This is a genomic window from Acinetobacter sp. NRRL B-65365, from assembly GCF_001605865.1.
Classification (GTDB): Bacteria; Pseudomonadota; Gammaproteobacteria; order Pseudomonadales; family Moraxellaceae; genus Acinetobacter; species Acinetobacter vivianii.
The window spans coordinates 50,927-70,470 of the sequence record NZ_LRPD01000043.1 but is presented as its reverse complement, the minus strand read 5'-3'; the positions used below and the strand labels follow the sequence as shown (position 1 = coordinate 70,470).

The following is a 19,544-nucleotide window of genomic DNA, read 5'->3' as shown; positions in this document are numbered from 1 at the left end:
CCACCTTCACCACCGCCAAGACCACCAGTGATTCCGCCGATGATACCTGTGATTGCACCGAGAGGACCACCTTCACCACCACCGATGATTCCGCCTGCATTGGTAAGATCACCAGCAATATGCTGAACCAGACCAGAAGCTGTTGAACCATTGGTGATCAGTGTCCCGACAACGCCAGTAAGAGAACTTGCAGCACCACCAATATCTGCGCCTGCTAAATCAGAAATGGCTTCAAGTGTGCCATTTACAGTGTCGCGAGAGGTTTCAAATGTAAGCGTTCCCAAATCTGCAAGATCACCAATTGGATGTTCAGATTGATGAACTGCACCAATAATTGTATTTGCAACCGTATCAATACCTGTATTGATCACTTCAGTTTTTAAGCTTTCAAGCCCTTGAAGGACATCAATACCAGTCTGGATTACACCTGTGACAGGATTATTGCCTAAATCACCGCCAGTAATGCCACCAATAATATTAGTGACCGCGCCAAGTGGGCCGCCTTCTGTACCACCTGTAATACCACCGATAATGCCTGTTACTGCACCGAGTGGATTGCCACCAGCCCCGCCAGTGATACCACCAATAATATTTGTGACGGCACCTAATGGGCCACCGTCAGTTCCACCTGTGATACCACCGATGATTCCGGTAACTGCGCCCAGTGGATTGCCCGCAGCGCCACCTGTAACTCCTCCAATAATATGTGTGACAGAATCAAGAGGACTACCACTTGTTCCACCTGTCACACTACCAAGAATGTTTGTAACTGCCCCAAGAGGATTGTTGGCTGCTCCGCCAGTAATACTGCTAACAGTATTCGTGAGTGTATTTGTTGAAACGATATTGGTAATGGTAGAGAGTGACAGGGGAGCAAGGAGTGAACCGCCAACATGTGATGTTGAGCTATTACTATCGACTAAACTCGAAGTAATGCTTTTAATGGGTGATAGAAGACTTTTAAAAAGCATAACGATACCTATATTTTTAAAGTTGTGTTGTTCTAAGTAGTTATTAAATTGCTATGATTATTTTGTGATTAAATTCACATTAATCTATTTTAGTGTTATATGTGGCAGTTATTTTGTCAATCTGTAACGGTATTGATCTGGATTGTTAAATTTGAGTTTAAGTTGCTGAATAATATTTCTTTTTTTTATATAAAACATTCTATTAAATCTACATGTGTATTTTATTCTAAAAAGGGCGATAAACTCATTAGAATAAAATATAATCAAATTTATCAGTCAATTAAAATGGATTTCCCACTCAAAAGCGCTCCTTTTTTAGGTAGAAATGGGAAAAGTTATAAAATTTGTTACTCATTTGAAAATAAATATTTCGACTAAAATAGTATGTTTAAAAAATAGATAAAAATCATGGTATTAATATTGTTTGGTAAGTTTTTTTAAAATAAAAATCAAGTAAAAAATGATGATCTTTTTATAGGTCAGCAATGTGTTGTTAAAAAAAACTTATTAATGAAAACTACGATTCTTGCCTAAGTAGATTGAAATTGTGGTCTAAGGGAATAGAAAAGCCACTGACCTCAGCAGCTTTTCTAAAATTTAAAGATTAAAAGTGATGAACAGAACCGAAGAGGTGATCGGTTAAGCCTGATAATGGTGAGGTGATTGAAATAATATCTGTTAAAGAGCCGCCATTTGGATTTGGCTCACCTACAGCAATACCTGAACTTGATGAAACTGTGCCAGTAATCGCAGTTAAGATGTTATCAACACTACCATCTTCGTTATTGACATGAACAAGGTTGCTAATGCCATCGAATAGATTGCCATTTGATAGGCTACCCAGACTGTCTTGCAGAAGATCGAGAGTTAAGCTACCACTGCCAACCACAATTTGAATCGGTTGAGCGACTCCAGAAATCACGTCACCGTCGCCGATACCACCGGTAATGCCACCAATGATGTCAGTAATTGAGCCTAAAGGACCACCTTCACCACCACCGATACCGCCAGTGATTCCTCCGATAATGTCAGTGATCGAACCTAAAGGTCCGCCTTCACCGCCACCTATACCGCCAGTAATGCCACCAATAATATTAGTGACCGCGCCAAGTGGGCCGCCTTCACCACCACCGATACCACCAGTAATGCCGCCGATAATGTCAGTGATCGAACCTAAAGGACCGCCTTCGCCACCACCGATGCCACCAGTAATACCGCCGATGATTCCAGTGATCGCACCAAGAGGACCACCTTCACCACCACCAATACCACCTAACAATCCACCAACATCAGTGAGGTCACCAACTGCATGTTGAACCAGACCAGAAGCCGTTGAACCATTGGTGATCAGTGTACCGACAACGCCAGTAAGAGCACCCGCAGCACCACCAATATCAGCGCCTGCTAAATCAGAAATGGCTTCAAGTGTACCGTTTACAGTATCGCGAGAAGTTTCAAAGGTGAGGGTACCGAGATTGGTCAGATCCGTAACAGGATGAACACCCGGAAGTACGCTACCAATTGCGCCGCCTACAGTGCTAATACCTGTGTTGATAATATCTGTTTTCAGGCTTTCAACGCCTTGGAGTACATCAATACCAGTTTGAATCACACCAGTAACTGGATTGTTACCTAAGTCACCACCAGTAATGCCTCCAATGATTCCAGTGATCGCACCAAGAGGACCGCCTTCACCGCCGCCGATACCACCAGTGATTCCACCGATAATGTCAGTGATCGAACCTAAAGGACCACCTTCACCACCACCGATGCCGCCAGTGATTCCACCGATGATTCCAGTGATCGCACCAAGAGGACCACCTTCACCACCACCGATACCACCAGTGATTCCTCCGATAATTCCAGTAATTGCACCAAGAGGCCCACCTTCACCACCACCAATACCACCAGTAATACCGCCGATGATTCCAGTGATCGCGCCAAGAGGCCCGCCTTCACCACCAATACCACCAGTGACGCCTCCAACAACCCCAGTCACCGTACCGAGTAGGCCTGTACCGCCTTCGCCATCACCCGCCACAATATGAATAATGTTGGTTACAGGGCTTAGTGGATTAAATTCACCTTCACCATTTAAACCGCTGAGGTCGAGTACCGAGATAGCATTGCCTGAGAAGTTAATTGGAATCGTAATCGGTGTCACGATACTGGCATCATCACCAATACCATTGCCAATACCGTAATTATGCTCACCATTGCCTGCGCCAATACCACCGAGCAAGCCGCCTGAACCATTACCACTACCACCGTTGCCTGTACCATTCCCATTGTTGATGCTGTCATTGTCTTGAACATAGTTATTGGTTGTGGTCGATGAATTATTGTGAGAGTTGGCAGTTGCACTACCAAATAAAGAGATTGCATTACCTGAGAGGTTAATCGGAATGGCAATCGGGGCGACGATGCTGGCATTGTCTGCAATACCATTACCGATGCCATAGTTATGTTCACCATTACCTGCTGCAAAACCGTTGAGTAAACCACTCAAACCAAGCAAGCCGCCTGAACCGCCACCTAGGCCATTGCCGCCACTATTACTATTATTGGTGGAGTCATTGTCCTGAACATAGTTATTGGTTGTGGTTGAGGAATTATTGGTTGAGTTGGCTGTTGCGTTACCAAAGATCGAGAAAGCATTACCCGATGCATTGATTGGCGTCGTAATCGGGATCACCACACTGGCATCATCGGCAATACCATTGCCAATACCGTAGTTGTGTTCGCCATTACCTGCGGCAACACCATTTAATAATCCGCCTCCTGTGCCATTGCCTGAACCGCTGCCAGTACCGTTACCACCGCTATTACTGTTATTGGTTGTATCGTTATCCTGGAAGTAGTTATTGGTTGTGGTCGAAGAATTATTCACTGAGTTTGAAGTGGCATTACCAAAGAGAGAGAAGGCATTACCCGATGCGTTGATTGGCGTGGTAATAGGAGCAACCACACTGGCATCATCAGCAATACCATTACCAATACCGTAGTTGTGCTCGCCGTTGCCTGCACCGACACCATTTAATAAGCCACCACCAACGCCGTTACCTGCCGTACCGCCAACACCGCTACTGCTGTTGCCGTTATTAATGCTGTCATTGTCCTGGAAGTAGTTTGTGGTTTTGGTTGAGGAGTCGTTGACTGAGTTTGAAGTGGCATTGCCAAAGAGGGAGAACGCATTACCCGAACCGCTGATTGGCGTTGTGATGGGTGCAACGACACTAGAATCATTGCCGATACCATTGCCAATACCAAAGTTATGGTCGCCATTCCCTGATGCAGGGCCATTACCCCAACCACCAACGCCATTGCCAGCCGAGCCATCAGTCAGGCCAGTGCCGCTGTTGCTATTGTCGGTGGTGTCGTTGTCTTCATAATGATTGACGGTTGTGGTCGATGAGTTATTGACTGAGCTTGTGGTCGAGTCTCCAAAGACAGAGAACGAGTTACCCAAGCCGCTGAGTGGGGTGGTGATTGGCATAACCACACCAACGTCATCACCATTACCGTTGCCAATACCATAATTATGTTCGCCATTGCCTGCACCGACACCATTGAGTAGACCACCGATACCATTGCCAGAACCACTACCTACACCTGTGCCGCCGCTGTTGCTATTGTCTGTCGTGTCATTGTCACGAACAATATTGGTGGTGGTGGTCGAAGCATTATTATGAGATGAGTTATTGGCATCACCAAAGAATGAGAATTCATTGCCTAGGCCATTGATTGGCGTCGTGATGGGTGTGGTGATACCTACATCGTCACCATTGCCATTACCGATACCATAGTTTTGCTCACCATTGCCTGCACCAATACCGCTCAGTAGGCCTCCGATTCCATTGCCAGCAGCGCCTGCGCCACTATTGCTATGGTCGATATGATCATTGTCTTCTACGATGTTGGTGGTATTGGTTGATCCATTATTGACTGAGGTATTGCCTGTATGAGCCGGATCATTGCTGCCGAACCATGAAACATTATTCCCCATGGCATTGATTGGAGTCACAACTGGAGAAGTCCAGTCTGCGTCATCACCGTTACCATTGCCGATGCCGTAGTTGTGTTCACCATTGCCAGCGCTGATACCATTGAGTAAGCCACCCAGACCATTGCCAGTGCCACCTGTACCTGTTCCACTATTGCTATTATCAGTGCTGTCATTGTCCTGAACATGGTTCAGTGTGGTGGTTGGTGCTGAATTGGTAGATGAGTTATTGCCACCACCGCCAACAGAGTTGCCGAGTACATTCAATGGTGTAGTCCAAGGTACAGTAATATCGACATCATCTCCATTGCCATTCCCGATACCATAGTTTTGTTCGCCATTGCCTGCGGCAGGACCATTGCCCCAGCCACCAACACCATTACCCACGCCACCTAGACCTGTTCCACTATTGCTGTTATCCGTTGTGTCATTGTCCTGAATAATGTTGGACGTGGTGGTTGGTGCGGTATTGGTCGAGTTCACATCGCCATCGCCTAAACCTGCAAATGAGTTGCCGAGTACATGCACTGGCGTAGTCCACGGTACGGTTACGCTGGCATCGTCACCGTTGCCATTGCCAATTCCGTAATTATGTTCATCATTGCCTGCACTAATGCCGTTGAGTAAGCCACCTAAGCCATTACCTGAACCTCCGACACCTGCACCTTGATTGCTGTTGTCAGTTGTATCGTTGTCTTGAATCACATTGGACGCTGAAGTTGGTGCTGTATTAACGGAGTTCACATCACCGCCACCAAGACCTGCAACTGAATTGCCGAGTACCTGAAATGGTGCTGTGACGGGTGTCGTGATACTGGCATCATCACCGTTACCATTGCCAATGCCATAGTTCTGTTCACCATTTCCAGCACCGACACCATTTAACCAGCCACCACCACTGCCGTTGCCCGCAGCACCAGTACCTGTATTGCTGTTATTGATGGTGTCATTATCTTGAATGTGGGTAGAGGAGGAGGTCGGTGCGGTATTTATAGAATTCACATCACCACTACCCAAGCCAGCAATCGAATTACCTACCGCTTGAACAGGTGTCGTCCATGGAATCGTGACCGTTGCATCATCACCGTTTCCATTACCAATGCCATAATTGTGTTCGCCATTTCCTGCTGCCACACCATTTAGTAAGCCACCACCATTGCCGTTCCCAGCGCCAGTGCCAGTATTGCTATTATTGGTGGTGTCATTGTCTTCAATGAGTGTAGTTGAGCTGGTTGGTGTTGTATTAACTGACTCCAGATCGCCATTACCAAGCGCTGCAACAGAATTACCTAAAGCTTCGAATGGCACTGTAACAGGTGTCGTAAGATTGGCATCATCTCCGTTGCCATTCCCAACGCCATAATTATGATCGCCGTTTCCAGAAGCGATACCGCTTAATAAACCGCCATTGCTGCCATTCCCAGCACCTGCGCCAGTATTGCTGTTATTGATAATGTCATTGTCTTGGACGTGAGTCGAAGATGTTGTCGTCGCCGTATTTACGGATGACGTACCTCCAAGCCAAGGGAATGAGTTGCCTAATGAATGAAAAGCTGTCGTAAAAGGGAAAGGAAAATTAAGATCTTGGGCGTTACCAACCCCAACACCGTAATTTTGATGACCATTGCCTGTGATAACACCGCCTAATAAACCATCACCTGAACCATTACTATTATTGGTGATGGTGGTATCTTCGACCTGAACATGATTTGTTGTCGATACAGTGTTAACAGGAACTGGCGCCGTTGCTTGGCTATTACTACTCGAAAGCGAGAGAATACCCGTAATTGGTGATAAAATATTTTTAAATAACATGTCGATATACCTATAATTATTAAAGTTTTGTTTTATTTAGCTTAATAATTATGTGACTCCTGTCTCATAATGTACTAATTAGTATTGGTTGATTAACGCTTTAATGTCAATATTGCAGTATGTATCATATTTTTAATGGGTTATAAAATTGATATAAAACAAAGAATTGGAATTTGATTTTATAGTCTGGGTTTTAATTGTTATTAATATTATGAAATTATAGATTATTTATAAAAATTACAGAGTCATTTATGATGATGTATCGAAAAATTAATTAGTTAATTGAATTTTAATAACTAATCTATTTTAAGTTCTTTTTAGGTACTGATTTGAATTGGCCCATGATGATATTTTTAATGATATCGCTGAATAACACTTTTTTTAGTCAATCGGGCTCTGCTACACTGATCGTATCTGGATCATGTGCTGAATCTATAGCCAGTTGATCGATAACTTTGGAAAAAGGACTTATCTTTTACTAAAAAGTGCGTATAATGCCCTCCATCAAATATGCGCTCATAGCTCAGCTGGATAGAGCACTTGGCTACGAACTAAGGGGTCGGGAGTTCGAATCTCTCTGAGCGCACCAATTTGAAAAAAGAAACCGCTTAAATGCGGTTTTTTTGTGCCTCAAATTTTTGCCTTGAGTTTCTGAACAAAGACAGCATTACCGCCAACGGCTGGTAGAACCTCATGATAAGGCAGGCTTCGCATTGCTCTTAATAAAAAGGGTGCTTTCTCATCGACTTTCATACTACTGGTCATTTTAAATAAAGTGCCTTGATTCATCTCAGTAAATCGCATCTCGCCTTTAATAAATCTTAAATCTCCACCATTGGCATAAAAACTACTTTTAGTCGCTTCTGGATAATTAAAACGTAATTTAAAAGCGAACGGGATATTGATAACGCCAAGCCCCACATTGACCTGAATATCAGCATCTTGCCCCTGATTCTGAATCGGTGTGGTAATGACTTTTTTAATCTGGCGAGGAAACAATTCCGGATAGGCAGCGGGTGTTAACCATTTTTGCAGTTGCTGCGGTGACTGTTTATAAAATTGATAGGTGGTGGTAAAACGCATGGCTTCCCGCCCATGCGTATAAAGGACACTGGTGGGTGCATGAATAAAGCTTACTGGTTGTTGCGTAGTCTGAATCAACTGGCTGATTTTGGCGAGCTGAGCTGGATTTAATTGTGGTGTCGGGAGTTGTCCTGCATTTAATGGCGTGACCGTCTGCTTATTAAAGCGGTTGCGTAAGGCTTCCAAAACAAAGGCATTGCTGCTACTTGGTACACCTAGCTTAGCTTCGGGAATGGCATTCAGAATTTTCTTAAAAATAAAACCCTTCGGTTGATTTAAATCGCCCCATTGAGTCAAGGTAATTAAGGTACGGTGCTCATCCAATGCAAACCATTCAAATTTGCCTACGCCGTAGGGAATAGGCGCATCAATCACCAAGCTGGAAATACTATTGGATTTGATCTGATGCTGTAAGGTGACATCTTCATTGAAATTCAATACAGGAATGGGAGTTGGAATTGATACCCGATATTTCATCTGCACAATATTGCCTGATTGTTGCAGTGTTTTAGCAGATTTCAAGGTGGGAAATAAACCGACATATTGACTAAAGTCAGTCAGGGTTTTGGCGACCTGTTGGGCATTGACAGGCACAATAATCGCGGCTGAATTGAAACTCACACTGGGCTGAGGATTGGTTTTTAAGGTCGGCACAGCAGTTTTTGTTACAGGATGTCCAAAGATAAAAATATTGTTTTGGGTATAGCTTGCCAATGTTTGTGGATTGTTCTGAAATGGTTGTAAGGCACTGGGAATATTGTCATTCCATGACAGAATCTGTGCAAAACAACTTTGTGTGATGCCTAAAAAAATACAAGAGACAAGTAGACCATTCAAATAACGCATCACATTCCTTTGATTTTTATTTGTGATTTGGTGGACAGAGGTTAATACCTCATGACTGAGATATCCCTGCCGATTATTAATAAGATTTTTTAGCGTTAAAAAATAGTCGTGTTGTGTAAAACTTATTCAGAAGGTTTATTTCCTTGGATTGAGTCATAAAAAAGATCTAAATGGCTTAATAAATGTCTATTTTTTTTCAGTGCTCACAAATAGCAAATCAAACATGAATATATATAAAAAAGAACAATTAAGGCCATTTGAATCTCACATTTAAATTTTGTATCAAAACGCCATAAATGTGATTTCCCCGCGAAGCATTTATGTTCTAATAGGTCAGTTTTTTCAAATGTTAGAAATTTAAAAATGTCTGAACAACGTCCAACAGTCTCTGTGCGCTATTATCTGAATCTGGAAGAATCACAAGATGGTTTTGCTCTGGTCACTTTTGGTAAAAAGACGTTTAGTCGTTTTCTGACTCCCGTGATTAGTATTGCCATTATCCTGTGGGGCGTTTATTTAGGCTTCTCTGGGGTAGGGCGTTATTATGTTGCGCTGGGTGCTTTTTTTCTGATTATGCAGGGTGTGATGCGCTACTGGTTATTGCCCATGTTATTTAAGCGCCAGTTTGTACGTTATCAATTTGGGAAAAGTGAACAGGGTGTTGATTTATATCAGGATCATTTTGAGCTGTATTCAACAGGTAAAACCCAGAGAGCTCAATATGCCGAGGTACAATCCTTTGCAATTGGCAAGCTGACTTATATGCTGGAACTGAAAAGTCATACGGTCATCATTGTACCGAAGCGTGCATTTGAAAATTCAGCAGATCAAACCAAATTTGAAAATAGTTTTAAAAAGTAAACTTATCAGCGGTTCAAAGAACAAGGAACATTCATGAGTACACGTCCTTCAAAAATTGTGTGTGTAGGCCGAAATTATGCTGAACATGCGAAAGAATTAGGTAACCCTATTCCTGATCGTGCGATCTTATTTATCAAGCCACCCAGCAGTTTGAGTCCTTTATCGCAAGGAATTAGTTGGAATCAGGCTTTAGGTGAGTGTCATTATGAATGTGAAATCTGTTTGAAAATCACCCATCCTCTATCTCAGGAAACTGATCCTGCCAAAGCTTTAGAAGCGATCGGTGCAGTGACTTTAGGGTTAGATTTAACCTTGCGTGATTTGCAAGGGGATTTAAAAGCCAAAGGTGAGCCATGGGAGCGTGCCAAAGCATTTGATGGTGCCTGTCTTTTGGCGGACTGGATCGAAGCGGATGAAGTGGGCGACTTGCAAGAGTTGGAACTCATTTTCACCATTAATGGCGTTGAGCGTCAGCATGGTTTTAGCAAAGACATGATTCGGGATATTGGAGCATTACTGGTTGAGATCAATCAATGTTTTAGTCTGGAAGCAGGTGATGTGATTATGACGGGCACACCCGCAGGTGTAGGCGCTTTACGTGCTAATGATCAGTTGACCATGAAACTGATTACCCAGTCTGGTGAATATGATTGGGATAGCTTTGTAAAAGCATAATCATCACCATCAATAAAATGGCGCTGCTATGAAAATATCAGCGCCATTTTTTAACAATGAGAAAAATAGAATGAAAACATGGCTATATGTCGCACTATGTTTAATGACCACCATCAGCCATGCGAAACAGCTTGCATTCAGTTTTGATGATGGCGTAAATCCTGATCTGAATGCGCAAGCGACTCAGATTAATCAGCAAATTTTACAACAGCTTAAACAGCATCAGCTCAAAAGTATGATTTACCCAAGTGTGATTAAAATTGGGGATTATGCTGGTTTACAGTTGGTCAAGGAGTGGGGTAGACAAGGTCATCGGATTGGTAATCATAGCGAATTACATCTCAACCTCAATAAAGATCAAATCTCTAGTCAGCAGTACATTGCGGGTATTCAGCGTGCGGAGCAGGTTTTTCGTCCTTTAGAGGGTTGGGTTGCCAGATATCGTTATCCCTTCTTAAAAGAAGGCAATACTCAGGAAAAGCGGGATAGCGTTGCCCAATACTTAAAACAGCAGGGCTATCAGTCGGGTGCGGTAAGTATCGATGCCAGTGATTGGTTTTATAATCTGAAATATTTGTCTTATCAGAAACAGAAAAATACAGCTCAACTTGAACGATTAAAACAAGCGTATATTGCCCATTTACTTGATCGGGCTGCCTATTATGATCAGCTGGCTGTTGAAACGATTGGCTATTCTCCAAAGCATGTGCTGCTACTCCATGTAAATGCGATTAATGCTGCATTTTTGAATGACGTGATTGAAGCGTTCGAAAAACAAGGTTGGCAATGGATTGAGACTGAGCAAGCTTATACCGATCCTTTGTATCAGCAACATCCTGATATTTTGCCTGCTAGAGAAAGTTTGATCTGGTCATTGGCGAAGCAAAAAGGTCAGGCAAAGTTACGTTATCCAGCTGAAGATGCACCTTACGAACAGGACAATTTAAAACGTTTTGATTTGCCTTGATCTAACGACCTTGATAGAGCTTGCGAAACTGATCGGGCGTGAAATGCATCCAGCGTTTAAACATATAAATAAAAGCCGATGAGCTGGCATAGCCTAGATCTAGAGCAATACTCTCAATGGTTTTGCCCTGATTCAGCATCGACATGGCTTTCATGACTTTTAAACGTTGCCGCCACTCATGCAGTGACATCCCCAATTCTTTTTGGCTATAACGCGCTAAGGTTCGCTCGGTCATATTGATCATATGTGCGAGTTGTTCAAGGGTACTGTTATCGGCAGGAAATTCATGTAAATGGGTCAGGATCTTCGCCAGTGCTGGATGTTGAGTGGTAGGCAAATAACTACCGACCAGTTCGGCATGCGTTAACGTGTCCAGTAAAACATGTAGAAGGCGTATATATTCTGGATCTTGTTCTGAAAATGAATGATGACGAATATGTTCCAGCAGCGCAGAAACCAGTGGTGCGGAGAGTAAAATCCCTGCCTGTTGCGGCATCCGTTGGCATAAAGACTCATGGATATAAAGCGTACAATAGGTCACATCATTACGGTTAATCCCGCTATGTTGCACATGTGGCGGTAGCCAGATGCCATAGGGTGGAGGCGTAAGGTAATTGATTTGCTCAATATTGACTTCAAGTACGCCATCAAAAGCATAAATAAACTCACCCCAGGCATGAGCATGTTTAGGATAAAAAGTCTCTGCGGGGGCATCCCGAACGCTTAACCATAACGGCGCAGGAATATCATTGTAGGTCGGAATGGCCTGAAAATCCTGAATCCTTTGTGCTGACTTTTTCATAAGATGAGAATTGCCCGAAAACACGCATGTCTTGTCAGATTTTCACTATATCATGAAAATCTGACAGTCTTATATTGGTTCTCAAATTATAGAATTGGGAGCGTGCTATGGATGAGCGCAAAGCATTAGATGCAACCGCATCAGGTCTGATGATCGTACTGTGTATGATCTGGGGCTTACAACAAGTCATTTTAAAAATGGCAGCTCCCGATATTTCGCCCTTAATGCAGATTGCATTACGTTCTGGTTTGTCTGCTGTTCTGTTGTTGCCTTTGTTATATCTGGATAAAGCCAGTCAGTTATTCAATCGTCAGAATCTCAAAGCAGGCGCATTGGTCGCTTTTCTGTTTTCATTAGAGTTCTTTCTGCTGGCGCAAGCTTTGCAATGGACGTCTGCATCTCATGCGGTGGTGCTGTTGTATACCGCACCGATCTTTGTGGCTTTGGGGCTGCACTGGAAGCTTCCTTCCGAGCGTTTAAGTATGTTGCAGTGGGGCGGTATTGCGATTGCTTTTTTAGGGATTGTGGTCACTTTCATGCGAGCAAATCAGGGTGTAACGCAGTTAGAACAGCAAATGTTATGGGGCGATTTACTGGCGCTGGCAGCGAGTATTGCTTGGGCTGCAACCACGATTACGGTGCGTTTATCTTCTCTGGCACAAGCCGCCGTCACGCAAACCTTGTTCTATCAACTGGCAGGTAGTTTTGTCCTATTGTTTGGCTTGGCTATATTCCTTGGACAAGCCACGATTCATTTTACCCCGCTGGTGATCGGCAGCTTGGCCTTTCATACCTTGATTGTATCCTTTGCCAGTTTTCTGGCGTGGTTCTGGTTATTACGCAATTATCTGGCTTCCCGATTGGGCGTTTTTTCCTTTCTGACCCCGTTATTTGGTATGGCCTTTGGCGTGTGGTTACTGGGTGAAAGAATTGAACTGAATTTTGTGATTGGTTCAGCGCTGGTGTTACTTGGAATTGTGGTGGTCAGTTTGCAAGGCTGGCTCAGGAAATAAAAAAGGCCTCGATTGAGGCCTTTTGACTATTTTTGTTCAAAGATGGTGGAAAGCGGAATAGAGAGCTTGGCAGCTAAATAATCATTACTTTCAATCAGGGATGGGCCGAGTCGTTCCATCCATTCATCATCTTGGTGAATATGCTCAACATCATTACGTAATGGCAATGGATAAGGAAGGGCGGTAAAGAAGCTCCAGAAATCAACCTGTGCTAAATTACGAACCAGTACATATTCATCTTTATCGGTACGCATAATCAGGTTTTGCTGTTCCAATTGTAGGATATAAGCAGGTAAACGACCTAATTCACCACGCCCAATAATATTCAACAGCTCTTTCTCACTGACACTTTGTCCAATCTGTTGCTTCTTATAAAATAGTTCCAGAATGTCGAGTAACATCAAGATTGGATGGCGTTTCTGTTCTTTTCCAGAATGGAATGCGGTGAGGGCATAACTGATTTCCACACCCAGTAAAATAATATTCCAGGAGAGGTAAATCCAGAGTAGGAAAATTGGCACCGCAGCAAATGCACCATAGACAATTTCATAGCTGGTGAAGTTGCTCATGACCCAGCCAAAAAAACGTTTTAGAACTTCAAATACCGTCGCACTAAAACAGGCCGCAATAAAGGCTGAAAATACTGGGACAATACGGTTGGGAATGGTCCAGTATAAAATGAAGAAACCAACAATAGTCAGTAAAAACGAGATCAGCCAGAGCAGGAATGCACCATCCAGCTGATAGCCTGCAAAATTATTGCTGAGAATACTCATCGAAGCGACTGTGGAAGACAGTACAAAAGCACTGCCTAATACGATCGGCCCCAGTGAAATAATGGTCCAGTAACGCATAAAACCGACCAGACCAGTACGGGTCTCTTTCACCCGCCAGATCCGGTTAAATACATTCTCAATAGAGGTCAGCATCAGGACGGTAGTGACAAACAGGAACAGCACACCAATCACTGTGAGGTTACTGGACTTCTCGGTAAATGCATTTAAGGCCTTATCAAAGGCAATGGTGCTTTTCGGTAAAAAGTTACTATAAATCAGTTGTTGTAGCTGTTGCCGAGCTGGTTCTAATGCTTTAATGGAGGAGATAATCACCAGAAAAACAGTCAACATTGGTACGACTGCAAACAGGGTGGTATAGGTCAGTCCTCCTGCTTGTTCTCGACAGCGGTCAGCTTCAAAACGCCGTAACACAAACACAATAAATTGAAACCATGTTTTTTCTAAAAAAGGCAGTTTTTTTAGATAACGGTGTAAGATCATGGGTTCTATCCTAATTATTTTTAATAAAAATCCTGTGAAAGCACAGGACTTGTAACAGCCTAAAATGTATAAAATGTCGTATAGTGTTCTTTTTAACAAAATTCTTGAAAGTGATGCAACCTTACGTTCTTGTTCTTTATTACAGTAAATATGGTTCAACTAAGCAAATGGCGCACCTCATCGCCGATGGAATTGAAGCTGCGGGTGTGACTGCACGCATCCGAACCGTGCCCAACTTGGCGACGGTGGTGATTCAGGCTGAGGCCAGTATTCCAGAAGATGGTGACATTTATTGTAGTCTGGATGATCTGACGCATTGCTCAGGTTTAGCGTTGGGTTCACCGACCCGTTTTGGCAATATGGCCAGCGAAATGAAGTACTTTTGGGATCAAACCACCAGCTTATGGTTGAATGGTGCTTTGCATAATAAACCTGCATGTGTCTTCACCTCTTCAGGTTCAATGCATGGCGGGCAGGAAAGTACTTTATTGACGATGCTGCCACCGTTGTTTCATCACGGCATGATGATCTTGGGCTTACCGAACTCAATTCCAGCATTGTCGAATACCAAAACTGGTGGAACGCCGTATGGTGCGAGTCATGTCAGCGGACCACGCCATGACCAAAGCCTGAGTCAAGATGAAAAGGTTTTGTGTGAAGCACAAGGCAAACGTTTGGGTGAAGTTGTAAAAGCACTGGCTGGAAAACTTTAATGCATCGAACGACGGTAATTTTGTCCGACTCGAACCAATTGCCAAAATTGTAGAGGATCGGTTGGATAGGCAATCAAGCTCTGATTTTCACTGAGCAGCGATATTTTATCGAGATTGCCTTGTTCTGAGATCACCATGGCATAAACATAATCAAGCAGGTCGATTGCACTGAAAACCTGTTTATAGGCATCTTGCAGTTCAGCATTTTGATTGGCAAAACACACCCGATGCGGCTCATCTTCATTAAGGAATGAAAGGCCAAGTCTTTTTTCTATTTCTGTCACAATCTCCCGATTCAAGTGTAAGGGTGATCGTGAGAGAACGAGTTGGTGGATTTTAAAACCTGAACTGTGATCTGACATCACCTTCGCTCGTTGGGAATCGTTATTTTATAAAATCACTATACGCTTTTTATTCGTATTTTATAAAGAGCAAAAAAATGGGAGCCTAAGCTCCCATCCTGTTATTTCTTTAACTGCCAGTCGTAGATGTTTCGACGATAGGCATACCAGATCATCCACAGACCAATGATGATCATCGGGAAACTGAGGATCTGGCCTTTGGTCATCCAGCCAAACAAGATAAAGCCTTGGTCAGCATCGGGTTGACGGAAGAATTCCATAAAGAAGCGTGCGACACCATATCCAGTCAGGAACAGTGCAGAAACCGCCATACGTGGACGTGGCTTAGAACTAAACCACCACAGCACGATAAACAGGATCAGCCCTTCACAGATGGCTTGGTAGATTTGTGAAGGATGGCGTACCAGACCTAATGGGTCTGTCGGAAAAATCATCCCGAAAGGATAGTTTGGATCTTGAACCTGACGACCGTAGAGCTCCCCACCGATAAAGTTACCAAAACGTCCAAACATTAAACCTGTTGGTACACATGGTGCGATAAAGTCCAAAGTTTGAAACCATGTCTTCTGGTATTTTTTACACCAGAACAACATTGCAATCATGACGCCGAGGAAACCACCGTGGAAGCTCATGCCACCTGTCCAGACTTGAAATAACCAGAGCGGATTTTCCAGAAACTTACTGAACTCATAAAACAGCACATAGCCTACACGACCACCCAGCACAACGCCCAGCGCTCCGTAAAAGACTAGATCTGAAACCATATCGGCAGTCCAGCCATCACGTTGTTTAGCGCGATATGATGCTAAACCCCAAGCACATAGAAAAGCCAAGAGATACATGAGTCCATACCAGTGCACCTTGACTGGTCCTAAGCTCAGCGCAACTGGATCAATATTTGGATAGGTCAGCATTGCTGTTCCTCAATTTAGAATTTGGAATTAAGTTTTGATCAGATTGTAGCGGAATGATGTGAAAAATGTTGTACATTCAATGTGTAAAGATGTGAGAACCAAATCAATGTGTATTGTCGCTTTCGCATGGCATGTGCTGGATGAGATGCCATTATGCTTACTTTCAAATCGTGATGAATTCTATCACCGTCCCAGTGCAAGCCTACATCAGTGGCCAAATCATGTGATTGTGGCTGGGCAGGACTTACAGTCAGGCGGCACATGGATGGGTGTAACTGCATCAGGGCGATGGGCCATCCTGACTAATTTCCGAAATGGTCGGGATCAACAATCCTATACAACGTCACGTGGGCATCTGATTCAATCTTTTCTGAAAAGTGATTTGGCACCGATTCGTTTTGCACAGCAATTGGAACAACAACAGCAGGACTATGCGGGATTCAACCTATTTGTTGGAGATCGGGAACAGGCAGTTTACATGAGTAACCGTGGGGAGGCACCTCAAGTGCTGGCGAATGGGGTATACGTAGTGTCCAATGGTCTAATGTCCGAAGATTGGCAAAAGACCAGACATTTGCGCAAGCGCTTTACTCAAGAGTTTTTACCGATGTTGCAACAACCCCAGATTCTGGAATCTGAACTCAGACATGCGGCTTGGGATATTTTGGAGGATGAGCGCAAAGTCATTCCGGATTTATTACCTGACACTGGTATTAGTACAGAAATGGAAGCTTTATTGTCTTCAACTTTTATCCAGAGTCCTGTATATGGAACGCGATGCTCTAACTTTTTACGACTTACGCCAACACAATGGCAATGGCTGGAAAAATCTCAGCAAGGAGAAGAGCAGGGTGAGATTGTTGAATTAAGTGTAGATTTACAGAAATAAAAAAATGCCGACATAGAGTCGGCATTTTTGAGTGGATCGAAGGATTATCCTGCGATTACACCACCATCTTTACGTGTGATTACGACTGTTGCTGAACGTGGGCGAGCAGTTGTATTACCAGGATTAGTTTGTGTTGCAGGCCAGTGACTATTTGGTGTTGCATAGTCCGCTGAGTCTTCACCAGGATGTTGCACATTAATGAAAATGGCTTTGTAATCTGGTGTCATCGCAATACCTGTAATCTCACACTCTTTTGGCCCAGTCAGGAAGCGACGGAGTGTATCATCAGTTACTTTTTTCCCAACGAGTGTCTCTGTGCCGTTTGATGTTGTTGCTTTAGTACCATCACCAATCTGGCCAGGTAATGCAGCTAACATCATACAGTTGGTTACATCTGTATAAGCACCGTCATCAGTTTGAATCCAAAGTACACCACGAGGGTCAAACCACATACCATCTGGGCTAGATAAATCGTTATTATCTGTCAAACCTGAAAGGTTGATATTTGACGCCATTGATGCTTCTGCACCAAATAAGTAAATATCCCATTTGAAGCTTTCAGCCGTGGTCAGGTCACCCGTTTCGCGGAAACGGATAATATGACCATTTACGTTGCCCTTTTGAACTTTTTCATTGTTATAAAGGTCTTCGTAAGCACGTGGGTTGGCTGCATCTGTTGGATAGCTTGAACCGCGGTTTGAGTTATTGGTTAAAGTGACGTAGATTTCGCCATTTTCTGGATTTACCGTACACCATTCTGGACGGTCCATTTTGGTTGCGCCAACAGAATCTGCTGCTAAACGTGCAAATGTAACAACATCTGCCTGTGAGCTAAATGGATAAACTGTGTTGCTTTGATCTAATCCATTTTTTCCATAACTTAATTCGATCCATTGACCTGAACCATCGTTATTGAACTTGGCAACATAAAGTTTGCCAGCATTCATGTATTTATCGCCAGCACGGTAACCGCCATTTACATCTTTCGTATCCCATTTCGCATCAGATACAAATTTATAGATATATTCACCGCGTGAGTCATCACCCATATAGAAGGCAAGTGGTTGGCCTGCAACTGCACGGCATGCGCTATCTTCATGAGCGAAACGGCCTAAAGAAGTACGTTTCACTGGGTTTTGGCGACCATCAAACGGATCAATTTCAACCATCCAGCCAAATGTATTTGGGCCATTACGATAGTCTGAGCTTGCTGTATCCGTTTTTACATCTGCATTCCAGCGGTCATATAAGTCTTGTGATTCTACACTGCCTTTTGCTGTTTCCCACGCGTAGCGTGAGCTTGAGCCAGCTTTTAAACCATAACGTTTTAAAGCAATGATTTCCTCTGGACGGCGCAACGCATCGTCGCCTGCACTACGAGCGAAATAACCGATAAAGTTTTCTTCAGTCGTCAGGTATGTGCCCCACGGTGTATAGCCATTACCACAATTATTGTGGGTGCCACGTGTTTGACGGCCAGCAGGAGAATATCCTGTTGCCAATAGCGTTGAACCAGCTGCAACGCCTGCAAAATCCATCACGGTAGAACCAGTGATACGACGGTTGAAAACCGAATTTTTAACAACTTCGACTTTCTGGGTGCTCTGGTCTTTTTTAATTTCAATGACTGACACGCCGTGTGCATTTACTTCACGAATGACTTCATCTTCTGGACGACGACCATCAACTTTGGTTGGGCCTTTAGGATGTAAGAAGGTTGGGTTGATGTATTCATGGTTCATGACCAATAAACCACGATCAGATACACTTTCGTCAAAACGTTGTGTTGCTGCATTTAAGCCAAAAAAGTGCATACCGTCATGGCAGTCACCTGAACGGAACTGGAAGCTTGGGCCAGAAGGAATATTGTTGTCATCCCACTCAGGATAAGCAGGGTTAATTGAATCACCTAAAGCATATAAAACAGTGGCTTGATAGCCTTCAGGAACCGTTACGATATCATTTAGATTTTTTGCAACCGCATTAAATGTTAATTTTTCTGGTTTTTTATCTGGATTGGTCGGTGTCGTTGGCGTTCCATTATTATTTGAATTATCGTCGTCATTACAGCCTGTTAATGTTGATGCAAGTGTTAATGCAACAGCCCCGCTTGCCGTTTTGCTAATTAAGCTACGACGGCTAATATGTTGTTCTAGAATATCTCTGAAATGGATGTTGTCAGATGTATTGTTGTCCAACTCTTGATCTTCATGATATGGCGATAGCTCGGTCATGGAAAATTCCTAAATAATGACAGTTGTTCTAAAAGTTTGCCCCCCATAAACTTAGTGTTTTAATGTGACGAAGCATTGACACTTGTATGACAGATTTGTGAAAAATCAATGGATAAATG

General features: G+C 43.4%; 13 protein-coding genes, 1 tRNA gene and 1 pseudogene. 7 read left to right on the top strand and 8 right to left on the bottom strand.

Translation table 11 applies throughout. The features are described 5' to 3' along the window. A pseudogene (locus AWW72_RS14715) lies at nucleotides 1–935 on the bottom strand (beta strand repeat-containing protein); the annotation flags it as partial. Between the two features lie 640 nt (nucleotides 936–1,575). After that, entirely contained in the window at nucleotides 1,576–6,789 is a 5,214-nt protein-coding gene (locus tag AWW72_RS14710) for a beta strand repeat-containing protein (protein WP_062847839.1), read from the bottom strand. A gap of 512 nt (nucleotides 6,790–7,301) precedes the next feature. Here AWW72_RS14710 and AWW72_RS14705 point away from each other — a divergent pair. Further along, nucleotides 7,302–7,378, top strand: a tRNA-Arg gene (locus tag AWW72_RS14705). A gap of 41 nt (nucleotides 7,379–7,419) precedes the next feature. Here the strand turns inward: AWW72_RS14705 and AWW72_RS14700 are convergent. Next, the gene (locus tag AWW72_RS14700; protein WP_062847838.1) at nucleotides 7,420–8,718 is read right to left on the bottom strand and encodes an SRPBCC family protein; all 1,299 of its coding nucleotides are present in this window, start codon (nucleotides 8,716–8,718) and stop codon (nucleotides 7,420–7,422) included. A 363-nt stretch (nucleotides 8,719–9,081) separates the two neighbouring features. Here AWW72_RS14700 and AWW72_RS14695 point away from each other — a divergent pair, with 363 nt between their 5' ends. The 3 genes from AWW72_RS14695 to AWW72_RS14685 all read left to right on the top strand — a co-directional run bounded on the left by AWW72_RS14695 (nucleotide 9,082) and on the right by AWW72_RS14685 (nucleotide 11,221). Further along, the gene (locus AWW72_RS14695) at nucleotides 9,082–9,579 is read left to right on the top strand and encodes a YcxB family protein (protein WP_062847837.1); all 498 of its coding nucleotides are present in this window, start codon (nucleotides 9,082–9,084) and stop codon (nucleotides 9,577–9,579) included. A gap of 33 nt (nucleotides 9,580–9,612) precedes the next feature. After that, complete coding sequence (locus tag AWW72_RS14690; protein WP_004775826.1) at nucleotides 9,613–10,254, top strand: fumarylacetoacetate hydrolase family protein; 642 nt, start codon at nucleotides 9,613–9,615, stop codon at nucleotides 10,252–10,254. 70 nt (nucleotides 10,255–10,324) lie between these two features. Beyond that, nucleotides 10,325–11,221 carry a polysaccharide deacetylase family protein gene (locus AWW72_RS14685; protein ID WP_062847836.1) on the top strand — a complete coding sequence of 299 codons (897 nt, stop codon included), beginning with the start codon at nucleotides 10,325–10,327 and terminating at the stop codon, nucleotides 11,219–11,221. Nucleotide 11,222: 1 nt separating this feature from the next. Here AWW72_RS14685 and AWW72_RS14680 read toward each other — a convergent pair whose 3' ends face one another. Further along, nucleotides 11,223–12,023 carry an AraC family transcriptional regulator gene (locus tag AWW72_RS14680; RefSeq protein WP_062847835.1) on the bottom strand — a complete coding sequence of 267 codons (801 nt, stop codon included), beginning with the start codon at nucleotides 12,021–12,023 and terminating at the stop codon, nucleotides 11,223–11,225. A gap of 107 nt (nucleotides 12,024–12,130) precedes the next feature. Between AWW72_RS14680 and AWW72_RS14675 the strand changes: the two genes are divergently transcribed. Continuing rightward, nucleotides 12,131–13,036, top strand: a complete 906-nt coding sequence (locus AWW72_RS14675; protein ID WP_062847834.1) for a DMT family transporter — start codon at nucleotides 12,131–12,133, stop codon at nucleotides 13,034–13,036. 26 nt (nucleotides 13,037–13,062) lie between these two features. Here AWW72_RS14675 and AWW72_RS14670 read toward each other — a convergent pair whose 3' ends face one another. Continuing rightward, nucleotides 13,063–14,313: a YihY family inner membrane protein gene (locus AWW72_RS14670; protein WP_062847833.1), complete on the bottom strand. Its 1,251-nt coding sequence runs from the start codon at nucleotides 14,311–14,313 to the stop codon at nucleotides 13,063–13,065. A gap of 113 nt (nucleotides 14,314–14,426) precedes the next feature. Here AWW72_RS14670 and wrbA point away from each other — a divergent pair, with 113 nt between their 5' ends. Beyond that, the gene (wrbA, locus tag AWW72_RS14665) at nucleotides 14,427–15,026 is read left to right on the top strand and encodes an NAD(P)H:quinone oxidoreductase (protein ID WP_062847842.1); all 600 of its coding nucleotides are present in this window, start codon (nucleotides 14,427–14,429) and stop codon (nucleotides 15,024–15,026) included. Here wrbA and AWW72_RS14660 read toward each other — a convergent pair. Both AWW72_RS14660 and lgt read right to left on the bottom strand, forming a co-directional pair. Beyond that, entirely contained in the window at nucleotides 15,023–15,388 is a 366-nt protein-coding gene (locus AWW72_RS14660; RefSeq protein ID WP_062847832.1) for a hypothetical protein, read from the bottom strand. The two genes, wrbA and AWW72_RS14660, sit on opposite strands and share 4 nt — an antisense overlap. A gap of 101 nt (nucleotides 15,389–15,489) precedes the next feature. Further along, a complete protein-coding gene (gene lgt, locus AWW72_RS14655) occupies nucleotides 15,490–16,302 on the bottom strand; it encodes a prolipoprotein diacylglyceryl transferase (protein ID WP_062847831.1) in 813 nt (270 codons plus the stop codon). A 106-nt stretch (nucleotides 16,303–16,408) separates the two neighbouring features. Between lgt and AWW72_RS14650 the strand changes: the two genes are divergently transcribed. After that, nucleotides 16,409–17,191, top strand: a complete 783-nt coding sequence (locus AWW72_RS14650; protein ID WP_062847830.1) for an NRDE family protein — start codon at nucleotides 16,409–16,411, stop codon at nucleotides 17,189–17,191. Between the two features lie 44 nt (nucleotides 17,192–17,235). Here the strand turns inward: AWW72_RS14650 and AWW72_RS14645 are convergent, their stop codons facing one another. Then, nucleotides 17,236–19,425 (bottom strand): PhoX family protein, encoded by a 2,190-nt coding sequence (locus AWW72_RS14645; RefSeq protein WP_062847829.1) that lies wholly within the window; start codon nucleotides 19,423–19,425, stop codon nucleotides 17,236–17,238. Between the last annotated feature and the right edge of the window lie 119 nt (nucleotides 19,426–19,544).

Excerpts from the sequence above, each read along its gene's own strand:
- AWW72_RS14710 (WP_062847839.1), bottom strand. The coding sequence starts at position 6,789 with ATGTTATTTAAAAATATTTTATCACCAATTACGGGTATTCTCTCGCTT.
- AWW72_RS14700 (WP_062847838.1), bottom strand. The coding sequence starts at position 8,718 with ATGCGTTATTTGAATGGTCTACTTGTCTCTTGTATTTTTTTAGGCATC.
- AWW72_RS14695 (WP_062847837.1), top strand. The coding sequence starts at position 9,082 with ATGTCTGAACAACGTCCAACAGTCTCTGTGCGCTATTATCTGAATCTG.
- AWW72_RS14690 (WP_004775826.1), top strand. The coding sequence starts at position 9,613 with ATGAGTACACGTCCTTCAAAAATTGTGTGTGTAGGCCGAAATTATGCT.
- AWW72_RS14685 (WP_062847836.1), top strand. The coding sequence starts at position 10,325 with ATGAAAACATGGCTATATGTCGCACTATGTTTAATGACCACCATCAGC.
- AWW72_RS14680 (WP_062847835.1), bottom strand. The coding sequence starts at position 12,023 with ATGAAAAAGTCAGCACAAAGGATTCAGGATTTTCAGGCCATTCCGACC.
- AWW72_RS14675 (WP_062847834.1), top strand. The coding sequence starts at position 12,131 with ATGGATGAGCGCAAAGCATTAGATGCAACCGCATCAGGTCTGATGATC.
- AWW72_RS14670 (WP_062847833.1), bottom strand. The coding sequence starts at position 14,313 with ATGATCTTACACCGTTATCTAAAAAAACTGCCTTTTTTAGAAAAAACA.
- wrbA (WP_062847842.1), top strand. The coding sequence starts at position 14,427 with ATGCAACCTTACGTTCTTGTTCTTTATTACAGTAAATATGGTTCAACT.
- AWW72_RS14660 (WP_062847832.1), bottom strand. The coding sequence starts at position 15,388 with ATGTCAGATCACAGTTCAGGTTTTAAAATCCACCAACTCGTTCTCTCA.
- lgt (WP_062847831.1), bottom strand. The coding sequence starts at position 16,302 with ATGCTGACCTATCCAAATATTGATCCAGTTGCGCTGAGCTTAGGACCA.
- AWW72_RS14650 (WP_062847830.1), top strand. The coding sequence starts at position 16,409 with ATGTGTATTGTCGCTTTCGCATGGCATGTGCTGGATGAGATGCCATTA.
- AWW72_RS14645 (WP_062847829.1), bottom strand. The coding sequence starts at position 19,425 with ATGACCGAGCTATCGCCATATCATGAAGATCAAGAGTTGGACAACAAT.